The following is a 23,789-nucleotide window of genomic DNA, read 5'->3' as shown; positions in this document are numbered from 1 at the left end:
GTCAGGAAGAGGAGGTTATCCGACCTAAGCTCGATCTTGCGTAAGAGTAATATGAAGATTCAATGGATGTCACGTGGGTCTCGTAGAGTTCGGGCGACACCGCTTGCCTCCAGCCCGAACGGACCTCCACGCATGGCCATAGCCCGCCGCCGCAGCCGCCTGACGGTCGCCGCGATCCTGGTGGTCGCCGCCACGTTCCTCATGGCTGCCTGCGGCCTGGGAGGCGGGGACGGTGCCAAGGCCGGCGCCGCCACCGCCCCGGCCCCGCACTTCCGGGTCTCGTCCATGCTCAGCCCGTCCGGCCGCGCACTGGGTGTCGTCGACGACAAGACGCCCTGGCAGTACGGCATCGTCACCACCTTCTCCAAGGAGGCGGGGCGGGCCCCTGACATCCGCGAGTACTACAGCTCCTGGGGCGACGACTTCGACACGGAGGGCAACGCCTTCCTGTGGAAGCACGGCCAGCTCCCGATGATGGCGCTGGTGCCCTTCGACGTCTCGCTCGCCGACATCGCCAAGGGCGGGCAGGACGCCTACATCCGCCGGCTGGCGGGCCAGATCGCCGCCTACGACGGCCCATTGGCCCTCTCCTTCGCCGGCGAGATGAACGGTCCGTGGAACTCCTGGGGCCCCAAGCACAGCAAGCCCGCCGACTTCGTCGCGTCGTGGAAGCGTGTGCACGACATCTTCACCGCGCGCGGCGTCACCAACGTGATCTGGGTGTGGACCCCGCACGTGGTCGACTCCGGCACGACCGCCGAGCTGCGCCCCTACTACCCGGGCAGCGCCTACGTCGACTGGGTCGGCCTCATCGGGTACTACGGGCCGATCGACGGCACCGCCTTCTCCCGCCTGTTCACCCCCACCCTGCGCCAGATCGCGGGCTTCTCCAGCAAGCGGGTGCTGATCGCGGAGACCGGGGTGGCGCAGAGCGACCAGAAGGAGGCGCGCATCCGTGACCTGTTCCGGGGCGCCGCGAAAGCCGGCGTCATCGGGCTCGTCTGGTACGACCAGCGCAAGGACTGGCCGGGCAGCAAGCAGTTGATGGACTGGCGGATCAGCACCTCGCTGGGTGCACGCGCCGCGTTCCAGGTGGAGTCGACCCGCTACGGCTTCGGCCACCCGTTCAAGAGCGGCTGATCCGACCAAGAGCGGCTGATCCGACGCCGACGCGAGCAGGAGAAGCCCGGCGCAAGCCCGCAGAAGACGACCTTTATCATCGCGCATCAGTACGACTGCCACATGCGGGTGCGGAACCCGACCAGGGGGAGATCACGGATATGACGACGGAATCGTCGCCGGGCCAGGGGGCTCCGCAGGAGGAGCCCGGCTGGGCCTTCCGGCCCCGCCGGCCGGCTGCCGGCCCGCGGTCCTACGGGGAGCGGCACCGGACGGAGCCGGCCGTAGCGTGGGACGACCGGTCGCCGGCCGAGCCGTACGGCGGATCCTCCGGCACCCGGTGGGACTCCACCATGCCGCTGCAATCCCCCCGGCCCCCCGCCGGCGCGCAGGAGGACATGCGCGAGCCGGGCCGCCGGACCCCCTCGTACACCCGGCCGGGCAGCGAGTCGACGGACCGGGCGCCCGGATACCCGTCAGGGACGGGCACCGTCGCCGGCCGGGCGGTCCCGCGCCCCGAGCCTGCCGCCGCGCAGCCGCGGCCCCACGCGGGCGCGAACGGCAAACGGGCGCCGAAGACCAGGCGTGTGGGCAGGCTCGCGCTCGCCCTCGCCGTCCTCGTCGCCGCAGGCGGGGCCGCCGCCGTCCTGCTCAAGCAGGAGGATGCCGCCGCCGTCGCCTCGAAGAACCTGACGCAGGCGTGGCAGATCCCGGCGCCCGCCGCCGACGACGCGCTGGTCGGCAGCTGGCTCACCGACGAGCTGCTCGTCCGGGCCGGCACCCGGGGCGGCCTGCGGGCCTACGACCTCACCGACGGCAAGGAGATATGGCACGCCGCCGCCTCCGCCACGGCCGCCGAGCGCGGCGCCGTCCCCTGCGGGATGTCGCCGACGCTCAGCGCCCAGGGCATCGGCACGGTCGCCTTCGGCAAGGACGGCAGCGCCTGCACCTGGCTGGCGGGCGTCAAGGCGTCCACCGGGAAGATCCTCTGGTCCATGCCGCTGACCGGGAAGAAGCATCCTGCGGCGGCCCTTGCCACGACCTACGTGCAGGGCAATGTCGCCACCGTCGTCAGCGAGAACTACCTCGGCGGTGTGGACGTCCGCACCGGCAGCCGCGTGTGGGGCTACAAGGCCCGCGGTCACTACTGCAACGCCTACGACTGGGGCGCCGACGGCATCGTGCTGGTGGACGACTTCTGCCTCGACCGGAAGAACAGGTTCACCCTCACCGCGTACGACGGCAGAACCGGGAAGGTGATCTGGCGGAAGTCCGAGAAAGCCCACTCGGACGTGACGCACATCCTGTCCGGCTCACCGCTGGTCGCCGCCGTCCACACGGCGCGCCAGGACGCCGTGCGGGTTCTCGGCACCACCGGCACCGGCCGCAAACTGGCCGTCGGCGACGACGAACTCACGCCCGGCAACAACACCGAAGCCGACCACTCCGCCCGGCTGCACGGCGACGTTCTGGTCACCCCGGCCTCGGCCTCCGGCAACATGGTGATCGACGGCTTCGACACCACCACCGGCGCCAAACTCTGGACCCACCGCTCCGCCGCGCTCGCCGTCACCACGTCCGGCGCGGACGGCAAGGTGTACGCCGTCACCACGTCCGGCGCCCCGCAACTCGTCACCATCGACCGACGCACCGGTGAGACCACCCCGGTCGCGGGCCTGCCGACGGGGACCGGCAAGTGGAACTTCACCTCCGGCACGGTGTACGTCACCGCGGAAGGCGTGCTGGAACTCAACGCCCTCGGGTCGAACGGCGGCGTGCGGCTCTACCGGTAGGCATCCCGCCGATCAGGCCGAGCCCTGCCGGGCCGGCGTCGGGTCCGCGCACGCGTCAGCGAGCCGGGTGTGCGGCAGGACCCTGCCTCGGAGGCCCGGAGGCCGGGTTCATCGTGGACGACACCGGATCCCTGAAGAAGGGGGGCGGGGCGTCGGTCACACGCGGGTGTCGGGGGACTGCGCCCGCACGACGTGCGGACCCGGCTTCTGCAGCTGGAAGTACGCGCCTCCCAGCACCCGCTCCTTCAGCTTCTGGCTCTGGTCGACCACGCGGTACAGCGAGCGCCGGAACACACCGCCGGCGCCGTGCAGGGCGAACAGCCGCTCCTGCCGCAGCTGCAGACCGCGCGACTTGCCGACCGCCTCCTCGCGCGCCCGCTGGAACTCCTCGCAGGCCCGCAGCAGCGCCGTCTCGTCCCCGCCCGCGTCGAACGCCTCGCGCACCAGCGGGGCCAGCGTCACCGCGTCGATGATCGCGTGGTTGACGCCCTGCCCGAGGATCGGCGTCAGCGTGTGCGCCGCGTCGCCGATCAGCACCAGACCCGGCATGGACCAGCGCGGCACCAGCGCGGTGAAGATGTCCAGCATCGACGTGTCGGACCACGAGCGGACCTCGCTGCGCACCGACCCGGACAGCTCCGGCGCGAGCAGGTCGAGACGCTCGTACAGCGCGGTCAGACCCTGGGCGCGCAGTTCCTTCAGACCGCCCTTGGGGATGTTGAAGCCGACGCGGACGCTGTTCGGGTGGGTCGGGATGAACAGCCCGTGCTGGTCGCCGCGGATGCGGATGCGGTACGTCCGGTCGTCCCACTCGGGCGGGAACGGCAGCTTCAGCCACACCACGTCACGGTCCAGCGGCAGCTTCGTGTACGGCAGGCCCGCCATCTCGCGGACCTTGCTGAACCGGCCGTCCGCCGCCACGGTGAGCGCCGCCCGCACCGTGATCTCGCCCTCCGGGGTGCGCGCCGTCACCCCCGTGACCGGCCCGCTGCCGTCGGCCGCGCGCAGCAGCCGGGTCGCCGTGGCCCGCCGCACCAGGACGAAGTGGTCCGGGTGCTCCTCCTGCCCGAGAGCGGCCAGCGCCGACAGCAGCGCCGGCTGGGGCATCTCCACCGGGTAGGGGTGCGGGTACGGGAAGCGGCGGAAGTCGGCGCGCAGCACGGTGCTGCCGGAGTCGACGATCTCCATTCTGTGCATCTGCTGGTAGGCGCCGTTCAGGCGGCCGAGGACGCCCAGCTTGTCGAGCAGCCACACCGAGTCGGGGGAGACCGACTCGCCCCGGAACGACCGGTCGAAGTGACCGCTCTGTTCCACGACCACGACGGAGACCGAACGCTTGGCGAGTTCCACGGCCAGCGTGAGTCCCGCCGGGCCTCCTCCGACCACACACACCTCTGCGGTCAGCTCACTTGTCGACATCAACGCTGCCTTTCAGAAGGAGTCATCCTCCGCCGATGGTCCGCAGCCCGCCTAAAGAAGCTCTTGCGGGAGCCGGGCCAGCTCTTGCGGGAGCCGAGCCAGCTTCGAGGCAGCTCTCGCGGGAGCCGGGGCGGCTCGTGCGGGCGCCGCGAAGCTGCTCCCGCGGGCGGCCCGCGCGGCCCTGGCGGGCGTCCCCGCGCAAGCCCGTCTTTAGGGCCGGGGCACAAGCTCCGGAACGCCCGCCCGCCCCGGCAGAGAGGCGAACAGACCGTGAGCACAGCAGTGACGACGCCGCCCGGCCCGGAGCCCACCGGCCCCGCGAGCCCCCTCGACCGGCTGCGCGCGCTGTACGGCGAGAAGAGGCTCGCCGCCGAATACCCGGCGGTGCCCGGACTGCTCGCCGAACTCGCGCGGCAGGACGACTGGCCCGCCCAGCTGTCCCGCGCGGGCCGGCTGCTCGCCAGGGTCGCCCCCGAGGACGTCGCCGAGCGGCACCCCGGCGTCGAACCCGCCGGCGTCGCCGTCACGGGACACGGCACACTTGACGCGCTGACCGCACCGCTCACCGCGGAACTCGCCCGCCACGGCATCCCGTCGCGGGTGAGCGTCGGCGAACACGACGCCTGGCTGCGCGACCTCCAGGACCCCGGCAGCCATCTGTACGCCCCCGGCACCGAACTCGCCCTGTGCCTGCTCGACGCCCAGGCCGTCTTCGACGAACTGCCGCTGCCCTGGAACCCGGAGGACGTCGCCAAGGCCGTCGCCGGCAAGCTGGAACTCCTCGACGCGCTCGCCGCCCGCTACGACGAACACGGCACCGGCACGCTCGTACTCAACACGCTGCCGCTGCCCGCCGAGCACCCGAGGCAGCTTCTCGACCACCGCTCCCGCACCGAACTGTCCATCCTGTGGAGGGAGTTCAACATCGGCGTGCTGCGGCTGGCCGCCGCGCACCCACGGCTGCACGTCGTCGACCTGGAACCGCTGATCGCCGAGGGCGGACCGGTCCGCGACCCGCGGCTGGCCGCCTACGCCAAGGTGCACCTGGGCGAGGAACTGCTCGCCCGGTACGCGCGCCAGGCGGGCCACCTGCTGCGGACCCTGCGCGGCCGGACCCGGAAGGTCCTCGTCGTGGACCTCGACAACACCCTCTGGGACGGCATCCTCGGCGACGACGGACCCGACGGCATCGCCGCCGCCACCACCTACCGCGGTGAGGCGTTCGGCCGGTTCCAGCGCGTCGTCAAGCAGATCGGCAGCCAGGGCGTGCTGCTCGCGGTGTGCAGCAAGAACGACCGCGAGCCGGTGCTCGACGTGCTGCGCACCCACCCCGACATGACCCTGCGCGAGGACGACTTCGTGCGGATCCACGCCGACTGGGAGCCCAAGGACGGCGCCATCCGCGCCATCGCCGGCCGGCTCAACCTCGGCACCGACAGCTTCGTCTTCGCCGACGACTCCGCCTTCGAACGCGGCCTCGTCGCCTCCTCGTTGCCCGAGATCGCCCTGATCGCGCTCGACGAGGAGCCGGCGCTGCACGTCGACCGGCTGCTCGCCGACGGCTGGTTCGACGTACCGGAACTGACCGCCGCGGACCGGGGCCGTGCCGTGCAGTACCGCCAGGAGGCGGAGCGGCAGGACCTCCAGCAGGCCACCGGCTCCATGGAGGAGTACCTGCGCGCCCTCGGGGTGACCGTGGAGGTCGCCCCGGTACGCGACCACGAGGTGGCCCGGATCGCGCAGATCACGCTGCGCACCAACCAGTTCAACCTCACCACCCGCCGGCTCCAGGCGCCCGACGTCCGCGAACGGCTCGACTCTCCGGGCCACCTGGTGCTGGCCGTACGCTCCCGCGACCGCTTCGGCGACAACGGCGTCGTCGGCGCCCTCTTCGCCCACCGCGAGGACGAGGCCCTGCGCATCGACAACATGCTGCTCAGCTGCCGGGTCTTCGCCCGCGGCATCGAGCAGGCCGCGCTCGCCGCACTGCTGGAGCACGCCAGGGACTCCGGGGCGGCCGAGGTGCGCGCGAGCTACCGGCCCACCGCCAAGAACCGCAAGGTGCGCGACCTCTACCCGTCGCTCGGCTTCGAGCGGACCGCCGAATCGGCCGACGGCACGCTCGAGTTCCGCCATGCGCTCACCGAACTCCCGTACGTCCCCGCGCACGTGCGCCTCGCCGCGGACTTCCACGGCGCCGCCCACGGCGCCGGATGACCGGGACCCCACGCCGTAACACGCCGTACCACGCCCCCACCGCGGAGCGGAGCGCACAAGCGTCTCCTTAGCGCCGCGGACGACGATCGTGATGTCAGAGCGACCCGTGCCGGCGCCACGCCAGCGGATCTCGGAGAGGTCGGAGAAAGACGTTGACGAACTTCCGAACCTTCACGGAACTGGTTCTGGAGCGGACCGAAGCCCGCAGCGCCGCGGATGCCTTCGTCTTCCTGCCCGACGACGCCCGCGGCTCGGTGCCGCAGCACCTCACGTTCGCCGGGCTGGACCGGGAGGCGCGCCGGATCGCGTCCTGGCTCCAGGCGCGCGGCGCGGCGAACCGGCAGGTCCTGCTGCTCTATCCGTCCAGCCTGGACTTCATCAAGGCGTTCACCGCCTGCCTGTACGCCGGCGCCGTGGCGGTGCCCGCGCCGCTGCCCACCGAACAGGGGCAGAAGTTCACGCGGGTGTCCGGCATCCTGCGCGACGCCGAGGCGGTCGCCGTGCTCACCGACTCCGCGAACGCCCCCGAGATCTCGGCCTGGCTGGCCGCGGAGGGCTTCACCGACGTGCCCTGCCTGGCCACCGACGATCCGGCCGGCGGCGACGCGGACGCCTGGCACGCGCCCTCCCTCACCCCGGAGAGCCTGGCCTTCCTGCAGTACACCTCGGGCTCGACCAGCGACCCCAAGGGCGTCGCCGTCTCGCACCGCAACCTGCTCGCCAACGAGGCGGCGATCCAGCGGTCGATCGGCACCGGCCCGGACACCGTGTGCGGCGGGTGGCTGCCCTTCTACCACGACATGGGCCTGATCGGGCACATCCTGCACCCCCTCTACCTCGGCGTTCCCGCCGTCCTGATGGCCCCCTTCACCTTCCTCAAGCGCCCCCACCGCTGGCTGAAGATGATCGGCGACTACGGCGTGACCACCGGCGGCGGCCCCAACTTCGCCTACGACCTGTGCGTGCGCAGGGTCACCGACGCGCAGCTTCAGACGCTGGACCTGTCCACCTGGACGACCGCCAACAACGGCGCCGAACCGGTGCGGGCCGAGACGATCCGCGCGTTCGCCGAGCGCTTCGCGCCCGCGGGATTCCGCCCCGAGGCGTTCTTCCCCTGCTACGGCATGGCCGAGACGACCCTGCTGGTCTCCGGCATCCCGCGCACCGCAGGACCCCGGGTGCTCGACGTCGACGCCGCGGCCCTGGAACGCGGTGAACTGGCCGTTCCGCGCGGCGACGAGCCCAGCCGCTCCCTGGTCAGCAGCGGAGTCGTACGGGACTTCGAGATCCGCGTCGTCGACCCGGAGACCCACGTCGAGAGGCCCGGGGGACACGTCGGAGAGATCTGGCTCAAGGGCGACAGCGTCGCCGAGGGGTACTGGAAACGGCCGGAGACCAACAAGGAGGTCTTCGACGCGGCGATCTCCGACGGCGCCGGGGGCCAGGACGGCGGCGGCTGGCTGCGCACCGGCGACATGGGCGTGCTGCACGGCGGAGAGCTCTACGTCACCGGCCGGCTCAAGGAGATGGTCATCCTGGCGGGCCGCAACCTCTACCCGCAGGACGTCGAACGCGCCGTGCAGTCCCTCGATCCGGCCTTCGGCACCGGCGCCGGCGCCGTCTTCGCCGTGGACACCGACCGCGAGCACCTGGTGGCGGTGCAGGAGGTCCGCCCCGCCGCCGTCTCCACCGACCTGCCCACCCTCGCCTCCGACGTCCAGCGGTTCATCAGCCGGGAGTTCACGGTCCCCGCCGGCAACGTGCTGCTCGTGCGGCCCGGCACCGTACGCAAGACCACGAGCGGCAAGATCCAGCGGACCCTGATGCGCAGGCTGTTCCTCGACGGACGGATCACCGCGTTGCACGAGGTCCTGGAGGACGCCGTCCGCGACCTGATCGCTTCCCCCGCCGCCGCTGCCGCTGACGACGACGCCGACGCCACCCCGTCCCTGGAAACGGTGGTCTGACATGGAACACCAGTCCTACCGGCTCGCCGAGGAGTTCGACCGTTTCCTCGGCGACCCCGACGACCCCGACGAGGTCTTCTCCTACGCGCGTTGCGCCGAGCTCGACGAGCGGGAGGAGTTCCCCGCCGACATCTGCCGCCGCTTCGAGGAGTGGGGCCTGCCCGCGCAGTACGTACCGGTCGAGCACGGCGGCCGGCTGCGCGACTACGAGCGGGTGCTGCAACTCGTCCGCGCCGTCGCCCGCCGCGACCTGACCTGCGCCATCGGCCACGGCAAGACCTACCTCGGCGGGGTCTGCGTCTGGGTCGCGGGCTCCGCGGAGCAGGGCGCCCGGCTCGGCGCCGACATCATGGCCGGGGTGCCGGTCTCCCTCGGGCTCACCGAACGCGACCACGGCAGCGACCTGCTGGCCGGTGACGTGCGCACCGACGACAAGGCGGCCGACACCGACGGGCACTGGCTGGTCAGCGGTGAGAAGTGGCTGATCAACAACGCCACGCGGGGCTCGGTGCTGTCGCTGCTGACCCGCACCCGGCCGGACGGCGGCCCCCGCGGCTTCAGCGTCCTCCTCGTGGACAAGCGGGAACTCGACGCGGGCACCTACCGCCACCTGCCGAAGATCCGCACCCACGGCATCCGCGGCGCCGACATCTCCGGCATCGCCTTCGACGGGGCCCGCGTGGCGCGCGGCGCCCTCGTCGGGGCCGAGGGCGCCGGCCTGGAGATCGTGCTCAAGGCGCTCCAGCTCACCCGCACCATGTGCGCGGCGCTGTCGCTCGGCGCCGCCGACCACGGGCTGCGGCTCGGCCTGGACTTCGCCGAGGACCGCGAGCTGTACGGCCGCCGGCTGATCGACCTCCCGCAGGCCCGGCACGTGCTGGCCGGCGCCGCCGCCGACGTCCTGCTGCACGAGGCGGTCGCCCTGGTCGCCGCCCGCGCCGTACAGACCCAGACCGCCGAACTCGGCGTCACCTCGGCCGTCACCAAGTACCTGCTGCCCACCGGCACCGACCAGGTGCTGGCCGACCTGACCGGGCTGCTCGGCGCCCGCGCCTTCCTCAAGGGCGTGCACGCGGGCGGACGGTTCCAGAAGGTCGTACGCGACCACCGCATCGTCGGACTCTTCGACGGCAACACCCTGGTGAACCTCAACTCCCTGGTGAACCAGTTCCGTTCGCTGGTCCGCGGGTTCCGCCGCTCCACCGGCGACACGGCGGGCGCCGGCGCCGCCTTCGACCTCGCCGCACCGCTGCCGGCCCTCGACCCGGCGCAGCTGTCGCTGGTCGCCCGGCACGGCAGCGGGGTCACGGCGTCCCTCCCGGCCTGCGTCGAGGAGATCACCCGGCGCGCCGAGGCGGACCCCGCGCTCGCGCCCGTGGCCGAGGCGGCGCGGCGGCTGCTCGACGTCACCCGCGCGGTGCACGCCGAGGCGGAGGAACACCAGGGCGTGCTCACCGAGGTCCCGCCCGCCGCCTTCGAGGTCGCGCGCCGCTACACCCTGTGCTGGGCCGGAGCGGCCTGCCTCGGCCTGTGGACGCACAGCACCGGCCACCTCGCCGACGACCCCGCCACCGGGGAGCTGTGGCGCGACGGCCTGTGGCTGCACACCGCCCTCGACCGGCTGCTGGTCCGCCTCGGCGAACCGGCGGCGGCCGGCGAGGAGACGTACGAGGAACTGCTCGGCGCCCTGCGAGCGGCCCGCTCCTCGGGCCGCCTGTTCTCGCTGCTGCCGCAGCGCCTGCCCGAGCGGCAGCCCGCGTCGGCCGGTGCCGACGCGGGCGGAACGGAGAGGACGTCATGCTGACCGGCACTCAACCCCAGGACGCGCGGACGGCGACCGCACCGACGGACCAGGAGGCCCGGGCCGCGGCCCGCGTCGCCGAACTGGACCGGCGCCTCGGCGACCCCACCGACGAGCGCAACGAGCTGTCGTACGCCAGGCTGCTGGAGGCGGACGAGGCCGGTGAACTCTCCGCACCCGGCGAGCGCGCCCTCGACGAACTCGGCCTGGGCGCCGACTTCGTGCCGCGCGCCGAGGGCGGCCGCCTGGAGCGGCTCGACACCCTGGTACGGGTCATGCGGCAGGTGTTCCGCCGCGATGTCGCCCTGGGCCTCGGCTACGGCGTGACCTCCTTCATGGCCGCCGTGAACGTCTGGACCTCCGGGGACGCCGCGCAGCGCGCCCGGCTCGCGCACATCCTCACCGGCGGCGGCAAGGTCTCGGTCGCCTACCACGAACTCGCGCACGGCAACGACTTCGTGCGCAACGAGTTCGAGGCCCGCCCCGCCGACGGCGGCGGATACCGGCTGCACGGCGCCAAGCAGGTCATCAACAACGCCGCACGCGCCGACGCCTGGGTCCTGTTCAGCCGCACCGGCCCCGCGCCGGGCAGCCGCAGCCACTCCGTGCTCCTGGTCGAACGCGACGGCCTGGACCCGGACTCCTGGCAGGTGCTGCCCCGCTACGACGCCGTCGGCGTGCGCGGCTGCCTGCTGTCCGGACTCCGCTTCGACGGCACCCCGGTGCCCGCCTCGGCCCTCGTCGGCGAGGAGGGAAAGGGCGTGGAGACCGCCCTGCGCGCCTTCCAGATCACCCGCTCCGCGCTCCCCGGCATGGCCGTCGGCACCACCGACACGGCCCTGCGGACCGTCGTGCGCTTCGCGCTGGGGCGACGCCTCTACCGCAAGTCCGTCATGGACATCCCGCACGCCAGGGGCACCCTGTCCGGGGCCTTCACCGACCTGCTGACCTGCGACAGTCTCTCGCTGGCCGCGACCCGGGCGGTGCACCTGCTGCCCGAGCAGACCAGCGTCTTCGCCGCCGCCACCAAGTACCTCGTCCCGAAGGTGCTCGCCGAGGCGACGCAGGAGCTGTCCGTCGTGCTCGGGGCCCGCTTCTACATCCGCGACGGCGAGCACGGCATCTTCCAGAAGCACCTGCGGGACCTGCCGGTGCTCAGCCTCGGTCACGCCGGCTCCGCGGCCTGCCAGGCCACGATCATCCCCCAGCTGTCCCGGCTCGCCCGGCGGTCCTGGTTCAGCGACGAACCCGCCCCCGCGGAACTCTTCCAGCCGCGCACGGACCTGCCCGGCCTCCCCTACGACCGGCTCACCCTGGCGAGCGGACGGGACGGGCTCAGCGCCACCCTGGTCGCCGCCGTGGACCGGCTGCCCGGCGCCTCACCCGAGGAACGGGCCGTCCAGGCGCTCGCCCTGCAACTGGTCGACGAACTGCGGCAGGTGGGGGAGGCGAGCCGCGCGCTCGCCCCCGGGGACCGCACGGCCCTCGCCGGCCCAGCCGCGTTCGCCCTCGCCGACCGCTACGCCGTCCTGCTCGCGGCCGCCGCCGTGACCGGCGTCTGGCAGCAGGCGTCCCACGACGGCGGCGACGCGTTCCTCGCCGACCCGGCCTGGCTCGCCGCCGCACTGCACCGGCTCGCCCGCCGGCTCGGCCGGCGCCCCGCCGCCCTCCCGTCGTCCGTGGACGACCGCGTGCACGAGGAAGTCCTGCGCAGATTCCACGCCCGCACCAGCTACGACCTGTACGACACCCCGCTCGCCGGCTGACGGACACCGGCCGGCCGCCCCGGACGCCGCCCGTCCGGGACGTACAGCGCCCGTCCGGGACGTACAGCGCCCGTCCGTGACGGAGCGCCCGTCCGTGACGGCCACCGGACCACCATCCGACAGCACGCGACAACCGCTCACCCTCGCGAGGAGTGCACCATGTCCGTTCCCACCACCGCACACACCACCGAGTCCCTGACCACGTGGCTGGCCGAGCGCATCGCCCTCTACCTCAAGCGGCGGCCCGCCGAGATCGACCCGGACGTGCCCCTCGCCGAGTACGGCCTCGACTCCGTCGCCGCCCTCAGCCTGTGCGGGGACATCGAGGACGACTTCGACGTCGTGATGGAGCCCACCGCCGCCTGGGACTACCCGACCGTCCACGCGCTCGCCGGCCACCTCGTGGAGGAACTCGCCGCCCAGACCGCGAAGGACGGCGGCGCCTGATGGAGCCCATAGCCATCGTCGGCATCGACTGCAGATTCCCGGGGGCGCCCGACACCGGCGCCTACTGGGACCTGCTGATGCGCGGCGCGGACGGGGTGGGGGAGGTGCCCCGGCTGCGGTGGGACGCCAAGGAGTTCTACTCGGCGGCCGGGGACGAAGGACACTCCAACACCACCGAGGGCGGCTTCATCGCCGACCCGGACGCCTTCGACAACGAGTTCTTCACCGTCTCGCCGCGCGAGGCGGCGGCCATGGACCCCCAGCAGCGGCTGCTGCTTCAGGCCGCGTGGCGGGCGGTCGAGGACGCGGGCATCCCGCCGCGGACCCTCGCCGGCAGCCGGACCGGCGTGTTCGTCGGCATCATGGGCAACGAGTGGGCGCAGCTGCACCTCACCGACTACGGCAACGTCACCGCCCAGGTCGGCTCCGGCAACGGCTACTGCATGACCGCCAACCGGATCTCCTACCACCTCGACCTCAAGGGCCCCAGCCTCGCCGTCGACACCGCCTGCTCCTCCTCGCTGGTCGCCGTGCACCTCGCGGCGAACGCGCTGCTGGCCGAGGAGTGCGACCACGCGCTCGTCGGCGGCGTCAACGTGGCCCTCACCCCGGCCCTGTCGATCTTCTACACCCAGGCCGGGCTGTCCGCCCCCGACGGGCGCTGCAAGCCCTTCAGCGCCGAGGCGGACGGCATCGGCCGCGGCGAGGGCGTCGGCGTGGTCGTACTGCGCAGGCTGCGGGACGCGGTCGCCGACGGCCAGCGCGTGTACGCCGTCATCCGCGGCACCGCCGTCAACCAGGACGGCCGCAGCAACGGCCTGACCGCGCCCAACCGGTGGGCCCAGCAGGAGGTGCTCGGCGCCGCCTACCGCAGGGCCGGCGTCGAGCCCTCCGACGTGGTCTTCACCGAGGCGCACGGCACCGGCACCGCCCTCGGCGACATGATGGAGGTCAAGGCGCTCGGCCACCACCACGCCGGCCGCGCCGCGAAGCCCATGGCACTCGGTTCGGTCAAGGGCAACCTCGGCCACACCGAGGGCGCCGCCGGCATCGCCGGACTGATCAAGGTCGCCCTGTCGCTGCACCACCGGATCGTCCCCGCCAGCCGCTTCGCGGCCAGGGAGAGCAAGCGGCTGAAACTGCGCGACCACGGCCTGCGGCTGCTCAAGGCACCGCTGCGGCTGCCCGCCGGCCCCGTAGTCGCCGGGCTCAGCAGCTTCGGCATGGGCGGCACCAACGCCCACGCCGTCCTGGAGTCCGCGCCCGTACACGCCGCGCGCCCCGAACCGGCGAACAGCGCCGCGCCGGGCGGTATCGGCGCCGCGGTGTTCACCCTCACCGCGCCGAACGCCGACGCGCTGCGCCGCAACCTGCTGGCCCAGGCGGACGCGGCGGCGGCCCGCCGGGTACCGCTCGGCCCGCTGGCCAGGTCGAGCAACCGCGTGAAGGCCGGACACCGCCACCGCTTCGCGGCCGCGGCCACCGACACCCGCGAACTCGTCGCCAGACTGCGGGAGTCGGCCGCCGACCCGGAGCTGCTGGCCCGGCTCTCCGGCAGGCCCGCCGAGCGGCCCCGTACCGCGTTCCTGTTCACCGGGCAGGGCTCGCAGTACCCGCGGATGACCGCCGCGCTGTACGAACAGTCGCCGCTGTACCGGCACTTCCTCGACGAGGCCGACACCGCGCTGCTGCCGCACACCGGAAAGTCGGTGCGCGACCTGCTCCTCGCCGGCGACGCGGCCGTCCACGACACGCGGTGGACGCAGCCCGCCCTGTTCGCCGTCGGCTACGCCCTCGGCCGGACCCTGACGGAACTCGGCGTCCACCCGGAGATGCTGCTCGGCCACAGCGTCGGCGAGTTCGCCGCCGCCGTCCTGGCCCGGGCGCTCCCGCTGGACGGCGCCGCCCGGCTGATCGCCGCCCGCGGCGCCCTGATGCAGGAACTCCCGGACGGCGGAGGCATGCTGGCCGTCCGCACCCCCTGCGCGCGGCTGGCGGCCCGGATCGAACAGGAACCCCTGGTCGGCGTCGCCGCGGTCAACGGCCCCACGTCCACGGTGCTCTCCGGCGACCTGGAGACCCTGGAGAAGATCGGCGCCGAACTGCGGGCCGAGGGAGTCGACACCCGCCGCCTGACCGTCTCGCACGCCTTCCACTCACCGCTGATGCGGCCCGTCCTGGACCGTTTCGCGGAGATCGCCGAGGAGGTCGGCGGGACAGTGCCCGAGATCCCGCTGTACTCGACCGTCCGCGGCCGGGTGCTCGACGGCGAGGCGATGGACGCCGCGTACTGGGTCGAACACATCGGCGCCACCGTGCTGTTCGGCGACGCGGCCGCCGCGCTCCTCGCCGACGGCCCGACCCACCTGGTGGAGATCGGTCCCCGGCCGGTGCTCTCCGGGCTGGTGCGCCGCCTCCCCGGCGCCACCGCGGGCCCGGGTGCGGGCCCGGCGCACGTCCTGCCGGTGCGCGGCCCCGAGTCCGCCGGCCGGGACCTCGCCGAGGCCCTCGCCGAGCTGTACCGGGGCGGCGTCGAACCCGACTGGGACGCCGTGTACGCGCCCGGGGAGCGGGTCCCGCACCCGCTGCCGCCGTACGCGTTCTCGACGCAGCACCGCTACTGGGCGAGGAATCCGGTGCGCGGCCGGGCGACGGCCGACGAGCCGGCGGACCTTGCGTCCACGGGTAGCGGGGAGGCGCAGACCGCACCCGCCGCCGTCCTCACCCTGAACACCCTGAACACCCTGAACACCCTGAACCGGCCCGGCGGCCCGGCGGACCCCGTCGAGGACGCCGTCCTCGCCGCCGTCCGGACCGTCGGCGGCTACACCGACACCGAGATCGGCCCGCACGACCGGCTCTACGAGGATCTCGGCTTCGACTCCGTCATGATCATGGAGCTCAAGAACCGGCTGGAGTCCCGGCTCACCGGCATCGGCGCCCTGACGGTCCAGGACCTGCTGCCCCGCCTGTCCTCCGTCGGCGACCTCGTCGCCTTCCTGCGGGAGTCCGGCGCCGCGGCCCCCGGTCCCGCGGGCCCCGCCGAGCCCGCGGACGGGCGGGAGCTGATGGAAGAAGAGAGGACGGCATGACCACCCCGACGGCTGTCACGGCCCATCTCGCCTCCCTGGGCACCGCACTGCCCGGTGACCCGGTGGACAACGCCACCCTGTCCAAGGTGCTCGGCATCAACGAGGACTGGATCGAGGTCTTCATCGGCACCAGGACCCGGCACTTCGCCCGGGACCTGGGCACCGGAGTGGTCCGCTGGTCGCTCGCCGACCTCTGCGCGCAGGCCGCCGAGAAGGCGCTCGCCGCCCCCGGTGTCGACCCGTCCGAGGTCGAGTTCGTCGTCCTCGGCACGGCCACCCCCGACACCCTGATGCCCGCCACCGTCAACCACGTCGCCGACCAGCTCGGCCTGGACCAGGTGCCCACCTTCCAGCTCCAGTCCGGCTGCGCCGGCGCCGTACAGGCCCTCTCCCTGGCGCAGACGATGATCGCCTCCGGCCAGTACCGCTCCGGACTCGTCATCGGCGGCGACGTGTGCAGCAAGCACCTCGACCTCCAGCGCGACGTGGCCGGCGCCGCCCCCGGCGACCTCGTCAACTACGTCCTGTTCGGCGACGGCGCCGGCGCGGCCGTCGTCACCGCCGAGCCGCGCGGACAGCGTCTCGCGCTGCGCCACGTCCTCAACCGCTTCACCGGCCTCGGCCGCGCGCCGGGCCAGGTCATCGAGTGGTTCGGGCTGGCCGACCGGTACGACGACCGGCAGGCCCTCACCGAGGACTACAAGGCCATCGAGGAGTCCGTGCCCGTCATGGCCGTCGAGATCCTCTGGGAGATGCTCGGCGAACTCGACTGGGAGGCCGACCAGTTGGATTATCTGCTGCCGCCGCAGCTGTCCGGCCGGATGACCCGCCGCATCACCGAGGAACTCGACGTGCCCACCGCCGAGGACATCAGCTGCGTCGCGGACACCGGCAACAACGGAAACGCCCTGCCCTTCCTGCAGATCGAGAAGTTGCTGGAACGGATGTCCGACGGCGAGAAGGCCCTCGCCGTCGCCGTCGAGTCCAGCAAGTGGATCAAGGCCGGCTTCGCCCTGGAGAAAATATGAGCGTCGACAGCACAGTTCCCACCACAGGCGGCTTCACCCTGGACGACTACGTCCGGCTCGTCGACGAGGAGATCGGGATCCCGCTCGCCGCCGGGCAGGTGGCCGCCGACTTCGACGAACTCCCCGACTGGGACTCGCTGTACCTCCTCAAGCTCGTGACCGCCCTGGAGACCGCCGTCGGCCGCAAGATCGCCGTCGGCAAGGTCCTGGAGGCCCGCAGCCTGAAGGAGATCTACGAACTGGCGGTGCTCGGGTGACCCCCACCGTCACCGCCGAACGGCGCCGCCGCCACACCCTGTACTTCCTGGAGTGGGCGGCGGCCCAGCGGCCCGTGCACCTGGACACGGACATCGACATGACCCGCGTCCAGGCGCACCGCGCCGCCGCCCGCGCGGACGGCCGGCGCTACTCGGTCGTCAGCTACCTGCTGTACGCCGCCGGCCGGGTCCTGGACCGCCACCCGGAGGCCAACGCCGCGATGGCCCCCGGCTGGCCCGGACCGCTGCGGCGCCCGAGGACCGTCCGCTTCGACGGCGTCACCGCCAAGCTCGCCCTGGACCGGCCCGTCGACGGCGAGCGCACCGTGCTCTCGGCGCTCGTGCCGGGCCTCGAGTCGGCGACCCTGGGCGAGATCCAGGAACGCGTCGACCGCTACCGGGGCGAACAGGCCGCCGAACTGCCCGAGTTCAAGGGCGTACGGATGCTGGGCCGGCTCCCGGTTCCGCTCGGCCGGGCCGCGTTCGCCGCGGCGCTGCGCGATCCGCGCCGACGCGCCGACGTGTTCGGCACCGTCTCGGTCAGCTCGCTCGGCCATCGCACCGTGGACGGCTTCCACTCGGCCGGCGGCACCGCGGTCACCCTGTGCGCGGGCCGGGTCGCGGACCGCGCGGTGGTGCGCGACGGCGTCGTGGTGCCCGCGCCCGTGATGCGGCTCGGCCTCACCTTCGATCACCGGGTGATCGACGGCGCGACCGCGGCCGACGTGCTGTCCGATCTCCACGACACGATGGAGGCGTTCGATGACAGTACGGACGGCGCCGACGGCGCAGGCGACACCGCCGGCACAGCATCGTGGCCCGGGACGGACGCTCGGGGAGCCGATCGCGATCCGCGGCCCGTCGGGGGACTGGGGCGGAGTACGCGCTGACCTGGACCGGCACGGGGCCGCGGTGCTGTTCGCCCGCCGGGACGCCTGGCGGCCGGAGCGGGCGGGCCTGCCACGGCTGCGCGCGCTCCTGGGCCGGGACTGGGACCGCTACCTGGAGCTGACGCACCCGCAGGTCCGCGGCCGGTTCGCCGCCTCGCGCGTGCTGCTGAAGTTCGCGGCCGCCGCCGCGCTCGGGGTGCCGCCCGAGTCGGTCGAGATCGGCTACGGCCTCACCGGGCGCCCCTTCCTGCGCGGCTACGACGGCGTCCACGTCAGCCTGAGCCACACCGACGGCCTGCTGCTGGTCGGCCTGGCCGCCGACGGCGCGATCGGTGTCGACGCCGAGCCCGCCGAGCGGATCCTGTACGGCCCGGGGCTGGACCGGCACCTGTGCACCCCGTTCGAACTGGACCGCGTCGAGGCCCTGCCGCTCGCGGAACGCAACCCCGCCGTGCTCCGGCTGTGGACCCTGAAGGAGGCCTACAGCAAGGCCCTCGGCCTCGGCCTGCGCTTCCGCTTCACGGACTTCGGCTTCACCCCGGACCGGGCGCCCCGGGCTGTGCTGCGCCCCGACGGCACCCCCGCGCCGGTCGGCAGCTGGACCTTCCGCACGTGGTCGCTCGGCGACCGCTACACCGTCGCCGTCGCCGTCGAGGACGCGGGCTTCGGCCGTACGGGGGACACGGCGGCGGGCACGGCACTCGACCCGGGCATCGTCGACGCCGTGACGGCGGCGCTGGCGGAGCGGGAGCCGGCGGACGAGCGGGAGACGGCCGCCGCCGACGGGTGGTGAGACGGGGTCCGTACGCGCGGGCGCCGGTGGTGGGCGCCGGCAGCGGGTGCGGTGCCGGTGGTGGGGCCGGCAGCGGGTGCCGGGCGCGGGCGGCTGACGCCCGCCCGGCGGAGCCGCACAAGCACCGGTGCCGGGGCGGTGGCAGGTGTCGGAGAGGGTGGCCGTGCCGTCCGCCGTGAGGTGGCTCGTCGGGCCGACGGTCACTGTCTCGTGCGGGGCTGGGGCGGCGGGCGTGGCCGCATCCGCGGCGCGGCGCCCGCCCGCTGCCGGGGACGGTGTCCGGCAGCGGGCGGGACGGGGGCTCACGCCGCCCGGCGGGCCGGTTCCGACGGGCAGAACAGCCAGACTCCCGGGCGGACTTCGAGAGGCATCGAGGCCGCCGCGCCCGGACCGCCGGACCCGAGGGCCGCGCGGAGGGCGGATGCCGTGCGGCGGGCGTACTCGGTCCACCGGCGGTCGCCCGCGAAGCGCGCCGCGTTCTCGCACTCCGCCAGGCGGGCCAGCGCCTCCTCGTGGCGGGCCTCGCGTACCGCCACCAGCGCCAGTCCGCGCAGCGACTCGGCCGTGCCGCGCACGTCGCCGGCCGGCCGGCTCACCGACAGGGCGTGCGCGTAAGCCCGTCCGGCCTGTGCGACCCGCCCCGTCCCGAGGAGCGCGTCCGCCTCCGCGGACAGGCAGCGGCCCGCCGCCGCCCGGTCGCCGTGCCGGGTGAACAGCTCCCCGGCGAGGCGGTACCGGTCGATCGCCGCCGACGTCTGCTGGCGCTGCCAGTCCAGGTCACCCAGGGACCGCAGGACGACGGCCTCGGCGTGGACGTCGCCGGACCCGCGGGCCGCGTCGAGCGCGAGGCGGTGGGTCGACTCCCACTCCTCCCACAGCGCGGCCGCCTCGTAGTAGCCGGCCGATGCCGACGCCAAGGCGCAGCACAGGCCCCACAGCCCGGCCGCGTGGGCCTGCCGTACGGCCGCCGACAGGCCTGCGGACTCCTCCTGGAACCACCGCAGCGGCGCACTGCCGACCACCTCCTCCGGGAAGACCCCGGCCGGGGGCTCGGCCTCGTGCGCGAGCAGTACCCGGCCGGGCGTCAGACGCGCGTCCGCGTGCCTGGCCAGCGCCAGGAAGGCACGGCACAGCCGCTCCACGGCCGCACGGCCCTCCCGCGGGTCCTCCCCGGCCGGCACCTCCAGGGCCAGCGAGCGCAGCAGCGCGTGGAAGCCGTAACGCACGGGGGCCGACCGTCCGGGCCGGCGCCGCGCCTCCAGCAGATGGGCCTGCACCAGCTCCTCGGTGAGCCGTTCGGCCTCCGCCAGGTCCGTGCCGAGCAGCGCGGCCGCGCTCCACAGGGCGAAGTCGGGCAGCGAGGCCTGCGCGAGGATCCGGAAGGCGTGCCGGGCCTCCTCGTCCACATCCCGGTAGGCGGTCAGCAGGCTGCTGCGTACGTCGAGATCGCCCAGCGCGAGCGCGGCCAGCCGCGTCCGTTCGTCACGCAGCCGACGGGCGAGCCCGGCGGCGGTCCAGTGCGGCCGGGCCGCGAGCCCGGCGGCGGCCACCCGCAGCGCGAGCGGCAGCCGGCCGCACAGCCGGGCGATCTCGTCCGCCGCCTCCGGGTCGTCCCGCATCCGCCGCCCGCCGCACGCCATGAGCAGCGCCTCGGCCTCCGGCGCGGACAGCACGTCGAGGGTCAGCCGCCGCACGCCGCCCAGCGCGCCGAGCACATGCCGGCTCGTCAGGATCACCGTGCTGTCCGGCACGGCCGACAGCACCGGCCGGACCTGCGCCTCCGAGACCGCGTCGTCCAGGACGAAGAGCATCCTGCGGCCGGCGGTGCGCCTGTGCAGCAGCTCCGCGAGTTCCGCCTCGGACGACGGCAACGGCTCCGTCCCGGAGTCCGTCCCCTCCCCGGCCGCCCGCGGGCCGCGCAGCCGGCGCAGCAGGGTCGTCAGCGCCGTCCTCGGTTCGACGGCCCGCCCGCCCGCATCCCGCAACGACACCAGGACCCGCCCGTCGGGAAACCGGCCGGCCGCTCCGTGGGCCAGCCGCACGGCCAGCGCCGTCTTACCGGCGCCCGCCCGGCCCGACAGCACCAGCACCTTGGTCCGGCCGGGGGCATCATCCGCCAACAGCTGCTCACCGTCGGCCAGTTGGTCCTCGCGCCCGGTGAAGTCGGCCACCGCGGGCGGCAGCCACACCGTCGGCCCCGCGTCTCTCCCGGGCCCCGTACCCGTCTCGGGCCGCACGTTCCCGGACCCCTCGGCCGGGCGGGCGGCCGGGCCGCCGACCGGCACGAGCCGGCGCTCGGGCTCGCCGCGCCAGGCCAGTGCGGGGTCGGAGGCCAGGACCCGCTCCTGCAGTCCGCTCAGCACCGGTCCGGGCTCCACGCCCAGTTCGTCGACCAGCGCCCGCCGCGCCCGCTGGTAGACCTGCAGGGCGTCGGACTGCCGGCCCGAGCGGTAGAGCGCCACCATCAGATGACCGTGCAGCGCCTCACGCAGCGGATGCTCGTGCGCCAGCGCCATCAGCTCGCCGATCAGCTCCTGGTGCAGCCCGAGCCGCAGATCCGCGGAGATCCGTTGCTCCAGCACCTCGGCGCGCAACTCGTTCAGTCTGATCGCGGAGGCCTGCAGCGACGGTCCGTGCGGGATGCCCGAGAGCGCGGGCCCCGTCCAGAGCCCCAGCGCACGGCTCAGCGCCTGCGAGGCGGCCTGGTACTCGCCCCTGCCGTAAGCGGCCCGGCCTTCGGCCCGCAGCGACTCGAAGACGGACAGGTCCAGATCACCGGGGGCGACCCGCACCAGGTAGCCGGGCGGGCGGGTCAGCAGCGGCTGCGTCGCGTCCGTTCCGGGCGGGGCCTCACCGGTCGCCGCCAGCAGGGCCTTGCGCAGCTGGGAGACGTACACCTGGAGGGTGGTGGTGGCCGTGCGCGGGGGTTCGGAACCCCACAGCTCGTCGATCAGAGTGTGGGTCGACACCACCGTGTTGCTCTGCACCAGCAGGGTGGCCAGGACCGCGCGCGGCTTGGCCGCGGACGGCGTACGGGGCGACATGTGCACGGGTCCGAGCACGCGGTATCTCATCGCGCGCCTCAGCAGTCCTGCAGCACGGCCGCGGAGACGCGCGCCACGACCCGGCTGCCCTGGGAGAACGACATCCGCAGGTCGATCACCGGCCGGCCCTCCGCGTCCCGGGACACCCGCCCGTCCGCACGGCGCGCCTCCTCGCGCACCGCGCAGCGCAGCGGCAGGGCCGACTCGGCGACACCCTCGAACGAGGCCTGCCACCGGGACAGCACGGCATACGACGGCACGAAGCCGCGCAGTTCGGCGGCGGCGAGCAGCCCGACCTGGCGGGACACCTCCAGGAACAGCGTCGGCTCCATCACGCCGGGCACCTCGCTCGGCACCCCGGCGGCCGCCGGTGCGTGGACGGGGAACACCAGGCCGTCGCCGCCCTCCGCCCCGGCGTACGCGGGCAGTCCGACGAGGACGTGCCGGCTGTCGAGGTGCCCCACCTGTTCGGGCAGCGGCACGCCGGGCGACGCCGGAACGCCGCCCTCTGCCGCCGCCGATTCCTCGCTCTCCGGCCGGCCGAGCACGGCACCGCCGGGGCGGACGCCCTGGACGGGGAAGACCAGCCGCGCCGAGGCGGTCCCGCAGCGCTCGCCGTCGATCGAGACGGCGGCCTCGCACTCCAGGCCGCGCGGCACGCCGCCGACCACGTCGAGCGGTGTCATGCCGAGGTCCAGGGCGATCCTGGTCCCGGCGCCGTCGCGGCGCCAGGCGTCCGGACCCGTGATCGCGGCGCCGGCACAGCCCAGCACGGTCCGCCGGTCCGCCGGCACCCTGAAGTAACGGCGAGCCGCGAACAGCATCGTCCGGCGCAGCGACTCGATGGGGAACAGCAGGTCGTGGTATCGCGACACGGAGTCGCCGAAGAGGGGGTGTTCTTCGGGCAGTTGCGCGGAGAAGGCGAAGTTCTGCCGAACCGGCGCGGTCGCTTTGAACAGGAAGGCCTCGGGGCTGCCGGGCCTGTGGACCAGATGGTGGGGTCCGAGGAGCGAGGGGGAGGTGGGGGACGTGGGGGTGTACGTGGGGGTGTAGGTGTCCATGGACTTCCTCTGCGGCGGTGTCCGGCGGCTCTGCGGAAGGCTGGCTGGGCACGTGCGCTTGACGGAGAGCACGTTGCCCGACTCCGCTGAAGGACCGGGGAAGCCGCACTGAAGCGAACGCTCGTTACCGCCCCCACCTGGGCGTTCAGCCCACCGGGACCGGCTCGCCCCCGACGATCGGGTGGTCCGCGGCCAGCGGTCCGGCCGCGCTCGCGCCACCGGGCGTACCGATCACGGCGAACACGTCCCGCTCGGCGGTGAGATAGCCGGCCCACTCGTCGGGCAGCGAGTCCTCGTAGAAGATCGCCTCGACCGGGCACACGGGCTCGCAGGCCCCGCAGTCCACGCATTCGTCGGGGTTGATGTACAGCTTGCGCGGCCCCTCGTAGATGCAGTCGACGGGGCATTCGTCGACGCAGGCCTTGTCCTTGATGTCGACGCAGGGCTGGGCGATCACGTACGTCATGAGGAACTCCCCACGGTCCAGGTGTCGTTGCCGGTGAGAAGGGTGGCGAGGTCGCCCTTGCCGTGCAGTTCGACGGCCCGCTCCAGCTGGTCGGCCATCAGCGTGTCGTACACCGGCCGCTCCACGGACCGGAACACGCCGATCGGGGTGTGGTGCAGGGTGTCGGGGTCGGCGAGCCGGGAGAGGGCGAACGCGGTCGTCGGCGAGGCGGAGTGCGCGTCGTGCACCAGGACGTCGGCCTCGTTCTCCGGGGTCACCGCGACCACCTTCAGGTCGCCGGTGGCCGCATCCCGTACGACCCCCTTGGACAGGTCGGCGCCGAAGCGGATGGGCTGTCCGTGTTCCAGCCGGATCACCGTCTCCTGGGCCTGTTGCTTGTCCTTCAGGGCTTCGAAGGCGCCGTCGTTGAAGATGTTGCAGTTCTGGTAGATCTCGATGAGGGCGGTGCCGGGGTGGGCGGCGGCCTGGCGGAGCACGTCGGTGAGGTGCTTGCGGTCGGAGTCGATGGTGCGGGCGACGAACGACGCCTCGGCACCGAGGGCGAGGGAGACCGGGTTGAACGGGGCGTCCAGGGATCCCATCGGCGTCGACTTGGTGATCTTGCCGATCTCGGAGGTGGGGCTGTACTG

At 73.7% G+C, this 23,789-nt stretch carries 16 protein-coding genes and 1 pseudogene; 12 read left to right on the top strand and 5 right to left on the bottom strand.

Annotated elements, in window-relative coordinates:
* The first annotated feature begins 132 nt into the window (after positions 1 to 132).
* Positions 133 to 1,140, top strand: coding sequence for a glycosyl hydrolase (locus AB0G63_RS11475; protein WP_360747892.1), 1,008 nt, complete (start codon positions 133 to 135; stop codon positions 1,138 to 1,140).
* A gap of 140 nt (positions 1,141 to 1,280) precedes the next feature.
* Positions 1,281 to 2,912, top strand: a complete 1,632-nt coding sequence (locus AB0G63_RS11470) for a PQQ-binding-like beta-propeller repeat protein (protein ID WP_360747889.1) — start codon at positions 1,281 to 1,283, stop codon at positions 2,910 to 2,912.
* 156 nt (positions 2,913 to 3,068) lie between these two features.
* Here AB0G63_RS11470 and AB0G63_RS11465 read toward each other — a convergent pair whose 3' ends face one another.
* Complete coding sequence (locus AB0G63_RS11465) at positions 3,069 to 4,331, bottom strand: FAD-dependent monooxygenase (protein WP_360747886.1); 1,263 nt, start codon at positions 4,329 to 4,331, stop codon at positions 3,069 to 3,071.
* A gap of 270 nt (positions 4,332 to 4,601) precedes the next feature.
* Here AB0G63_RS11465 and AB0G63_RS11460 point away from each other — a divergent pair, with 270 nt between their 5' ends.
* The 10 genes from AB0G63_RS11460 (at position 4,602) to AB0G63_RS11415 (ending at position 18,589) form a co-directional block, all read left to right on the top strand.
* A complete protein-coding gene (locus AB0G63_RS11460) occupies positions 4,602 to 6,548 on the top strand; it encodes an HAD-IIIC family phosphatase (protein WP_360747883.1) in 1,947 nt (648 codons plus the stop codon).
* 152 nt (positions 6,549 to 6,700) lie between these two features.
* Positions 6,701 to 8,515, top strand: a complete 1,815-nt coding sequence (locus tag AB0G63_RS11455) for a fatty acyl-AMP ligase (RefSeq protein ID WP_360747880.1) — start codon at positions 6,701 to 6,703, stop codon at positions 8,513 to 8,515.
* Between the two features lies 1 nt (position 8,516).
* Positions 8,517 to 10,319, top strand: coding sequence for an acyl-CoA dehydrogenase family protein (locus AB0G63_RS11450; protein ID WP_360747877.1), 1,803 nt, complete (start codon positions 8,517 to 8,519; stop codon positions 10,317 to 10,319).
* Positions 10,313 to 12,082 (top strand): acyl-CoA dehydrogenase family protein, encoded by a 1,770-nt coding sequence (locus tag AB0G63_RS11445; protein WP_360747874.1) that lies wholly within the window; start codon positions 10,313 to 10,315, stop codon positions 12,080 to 12,082. Before AB0G63_RS11450 ends, AB0G63_RS11445 begins: the two co-directional genes overlap by 7 nt.
* A gap of 159 nt (positions 12,083 to 12,241) precedes the next feature.
* Positions 12,242 to 12,529, top strand: a complete 288-nt coding sequence (locus AB0G63_RS11440) for an acyl carrier protein (RefSeq protein ID WP_360747871.1) — start codon at positions 12,242 to 12,244, stop codon at positions 12,527 to 12,529.
* Positions 12,529 to 15,621 carry a beta-ketoacyl synthase N-terminal-like domain-containing protein gene (locus AB0G63_RS11435; protein ID WP_360747868.1) on the top strand — a complete coding sequence of 1,031 codons (3,093 nt, stop codon included), beginning with the start codon at positions 12,529 to 12,531 and terminating at the stop codon, positions 15,619 to 15,621. The genes AB0G63_RS11440 and AB0G63_RS11435 overlap by 1 nt, the downstream gene beginning before the upstream one ends.
* Positions 15,618 to 16,649 (top strand): 3-oxoacyl-ACP synthase III family protein, encoded by a 1,032-nt coding sequence (locus AB0G63_RS11430; protein WP_360747865.1) that lies wholly within the window; start codon positions 15,618 to 15,620, stop codon positions 16,647 to 16,649. Before AB0G63_RS11435 ends, AB0G63_RS11430 begins: the two co-directional genes overlap by 4 nt.
* Entirely contained in the window at positions 16,646 to 16,906 is a 261-nt protein-coding gene (locus tag AB0G63_RS11425) for an acyl carrier protein (RefSeq protein WP_324785325.1), read from the top strand. The genes AB0G63_RS11430 and AB0G63_RS11425 overlap by 4 nt, the downstream gene beginning before the upstream one ends.
* Entirely contained in the window at positions 16,903 to 17,796 is an 894-nt protein-coding gene (locus tag AB0G63_RS11420) for a 2-oxo acid dehydrogenase subunit E2 (protein WP_360747861.1), read from the top strand. The genes AB0G63_RS11425 and AB0G63_RS11420 overlap by 4 nt, the downstream gene beginning before the upstream one ends.
* A 22-nt stretch (positions 17,797 to 17,818) precedes the next feature.
* Entirely contained in the window at positions 17,819 to 18,589 is a 771-nt protein-coding gene (locus AB0G63_RS11415; RefSeq protein ID WP_360747858.1) for a 4'-phosphopantetheinyl transferase superfamily protein, read from the top strand.
* Positions 18,590 to 18,891: 302 nt separating this feature from the next.
* Here AB0G63_RS11415 and AB0G63_RS11410 read toward each other — a convergent pair whose 3' ends face one another.
* The 4 genes and pseudogenes from AB0G63_RS11410 to AB0G63_RS11395 form a co-directional block, all read right to left on the bottom strand.
* The gene (locus tag AB0G63_RS11410; RefSeq protein WP_360747855.1) at positions 18,892 to 21,651 is read right to left on the bottom strand and encodes a BTAD domain-containing putative transcriptional regulator; all 2,760 of its coding nucleotides are present in this window, start codon (positions 21,649 to 21,651) and stop codon (positions 18,892 to 18,894) included.
* A gap of 20 nt (positions 21,652 to 21,671) precedes the next feature.
* Positions 21,672 to 22,694 (bottom strand): AfsA-related hotdog domain-containing protein, encoded by a 1,023-nt coding sequence (locus tag AB0G63_RS11405; protein WP_360747852.1) that lies wholly within the window; start codon positions 22,692 to 22,694, stop codon positions 21,672 to 21,674.
* Between the two features lie 145 nt (positions 22,695 to 22,839).
* Positions 22,840 to 23,160, bottom strand: coding sequence for a ferredoxin (gene fdxA, locus AB0G63_RS11400; RefSeq protein ID WP_360747849.1), 321 nt, complete (start codon positions 23,158 to 23,160; stop codon positions 22,840 to 22,842).
* Positions 23,157 to 23,789 (bottom strand): annotated as a pseudogene (locus AB0G63_RS11395) (2-oxoacid:ferredoxin oxidoreductase subunit beta); the annotation flags it as partial. The pseudogene AB0G63_RS11395 and the gene fdxA, both read right to left, overlap by 4 nt.

It is taken from the genome of Streptomyces sp. NPDC020996 (genome assembly GCF_040641355.1).
Taxonomy (GTDB): Bacteria; Actinomycetota; Actinomycetes; order Streptomycetales; family Streptomycetaceae; genus Streptomyces.
This window is presented reverse-complemented; position numbering and strand designations above follow the sequence as displayed.

Coding starts and splice junctions, on each gene's coding strand:
- AB0G63_RS11475 (WP_360747892.1), top strand. CDS start 133: ATGGCCATAGCCCGCCGCCGCAGCCGCCTGACGGTCGCCGCGATCCTG.
- AB0G63_RS11470 (WP_360747889.1), top strand. CDS start 1,281: ATGACGACGGAATCGTCGCCGGGCCAGGGGGCTCCGCAGGAGGAGCCC.
- AB0G63_RS11465 (WP_360747886.1), bottom strand. CDS start 4,331: ATGTCGACAAGTGAGCTGACCGCAGAGGTGTGTGTGGTCGGAGGAGGC.
- AB0G63_RS11450 (WP_360747877.1), top strand. CDS start 8,517: ATGGAACACCAGTCCTACCGGCTCGCCGAGGAGTTCGACCGTTTCCTC.
- AB0G63_RS11445 (WP_360747874.1), top strand. CDS start 10,313: ATGCTGACCGGCACTCAACCCCAGGACGCGCGGACGGCGACCGCACCG.
- AB0G63_RS11440 (WP_360747871.1), top strand. CDS start 12,242: ATGTCCGTTCCCACCACCGCACACACCACCGAGTCCCTGACCACGTGG.
- AB0G63_RS11435 (WP_360747868.1), top strand. CDS start 12,529: ATGGAGCCCATAGCCATCGTCGGCATCGACTGCAGATTCCCGGGGGCG.
- AB0G63_RS11430 (WP_360747865.1), top strand. CDS start 15,618: ATGACCACCCCGACGGCTGTCACGGCCCATCTCGCCTCCCTGGGCACC.
- AB0G63_RS11425 (WP_324785325.1), top strand. CDS start 16,646: ATGAGCGTCGACAGCACAGTTCCCACCACAGGCGGCTTCACCCTGGAC.
- AB0G63_RS11405 (WP_360747852.1), bottom strand. CDS start 22,694: ATGGACACCTACACCCCCACGTACACCCCCACGTCCCCCACCTCCCCC.
- fdxA (WP_360747849.1), bottom strand. CDS start 23,160: ATGACGTACGTGATCGCCCAGCCCTGCGTCGACATCAAGGACAAGGCC.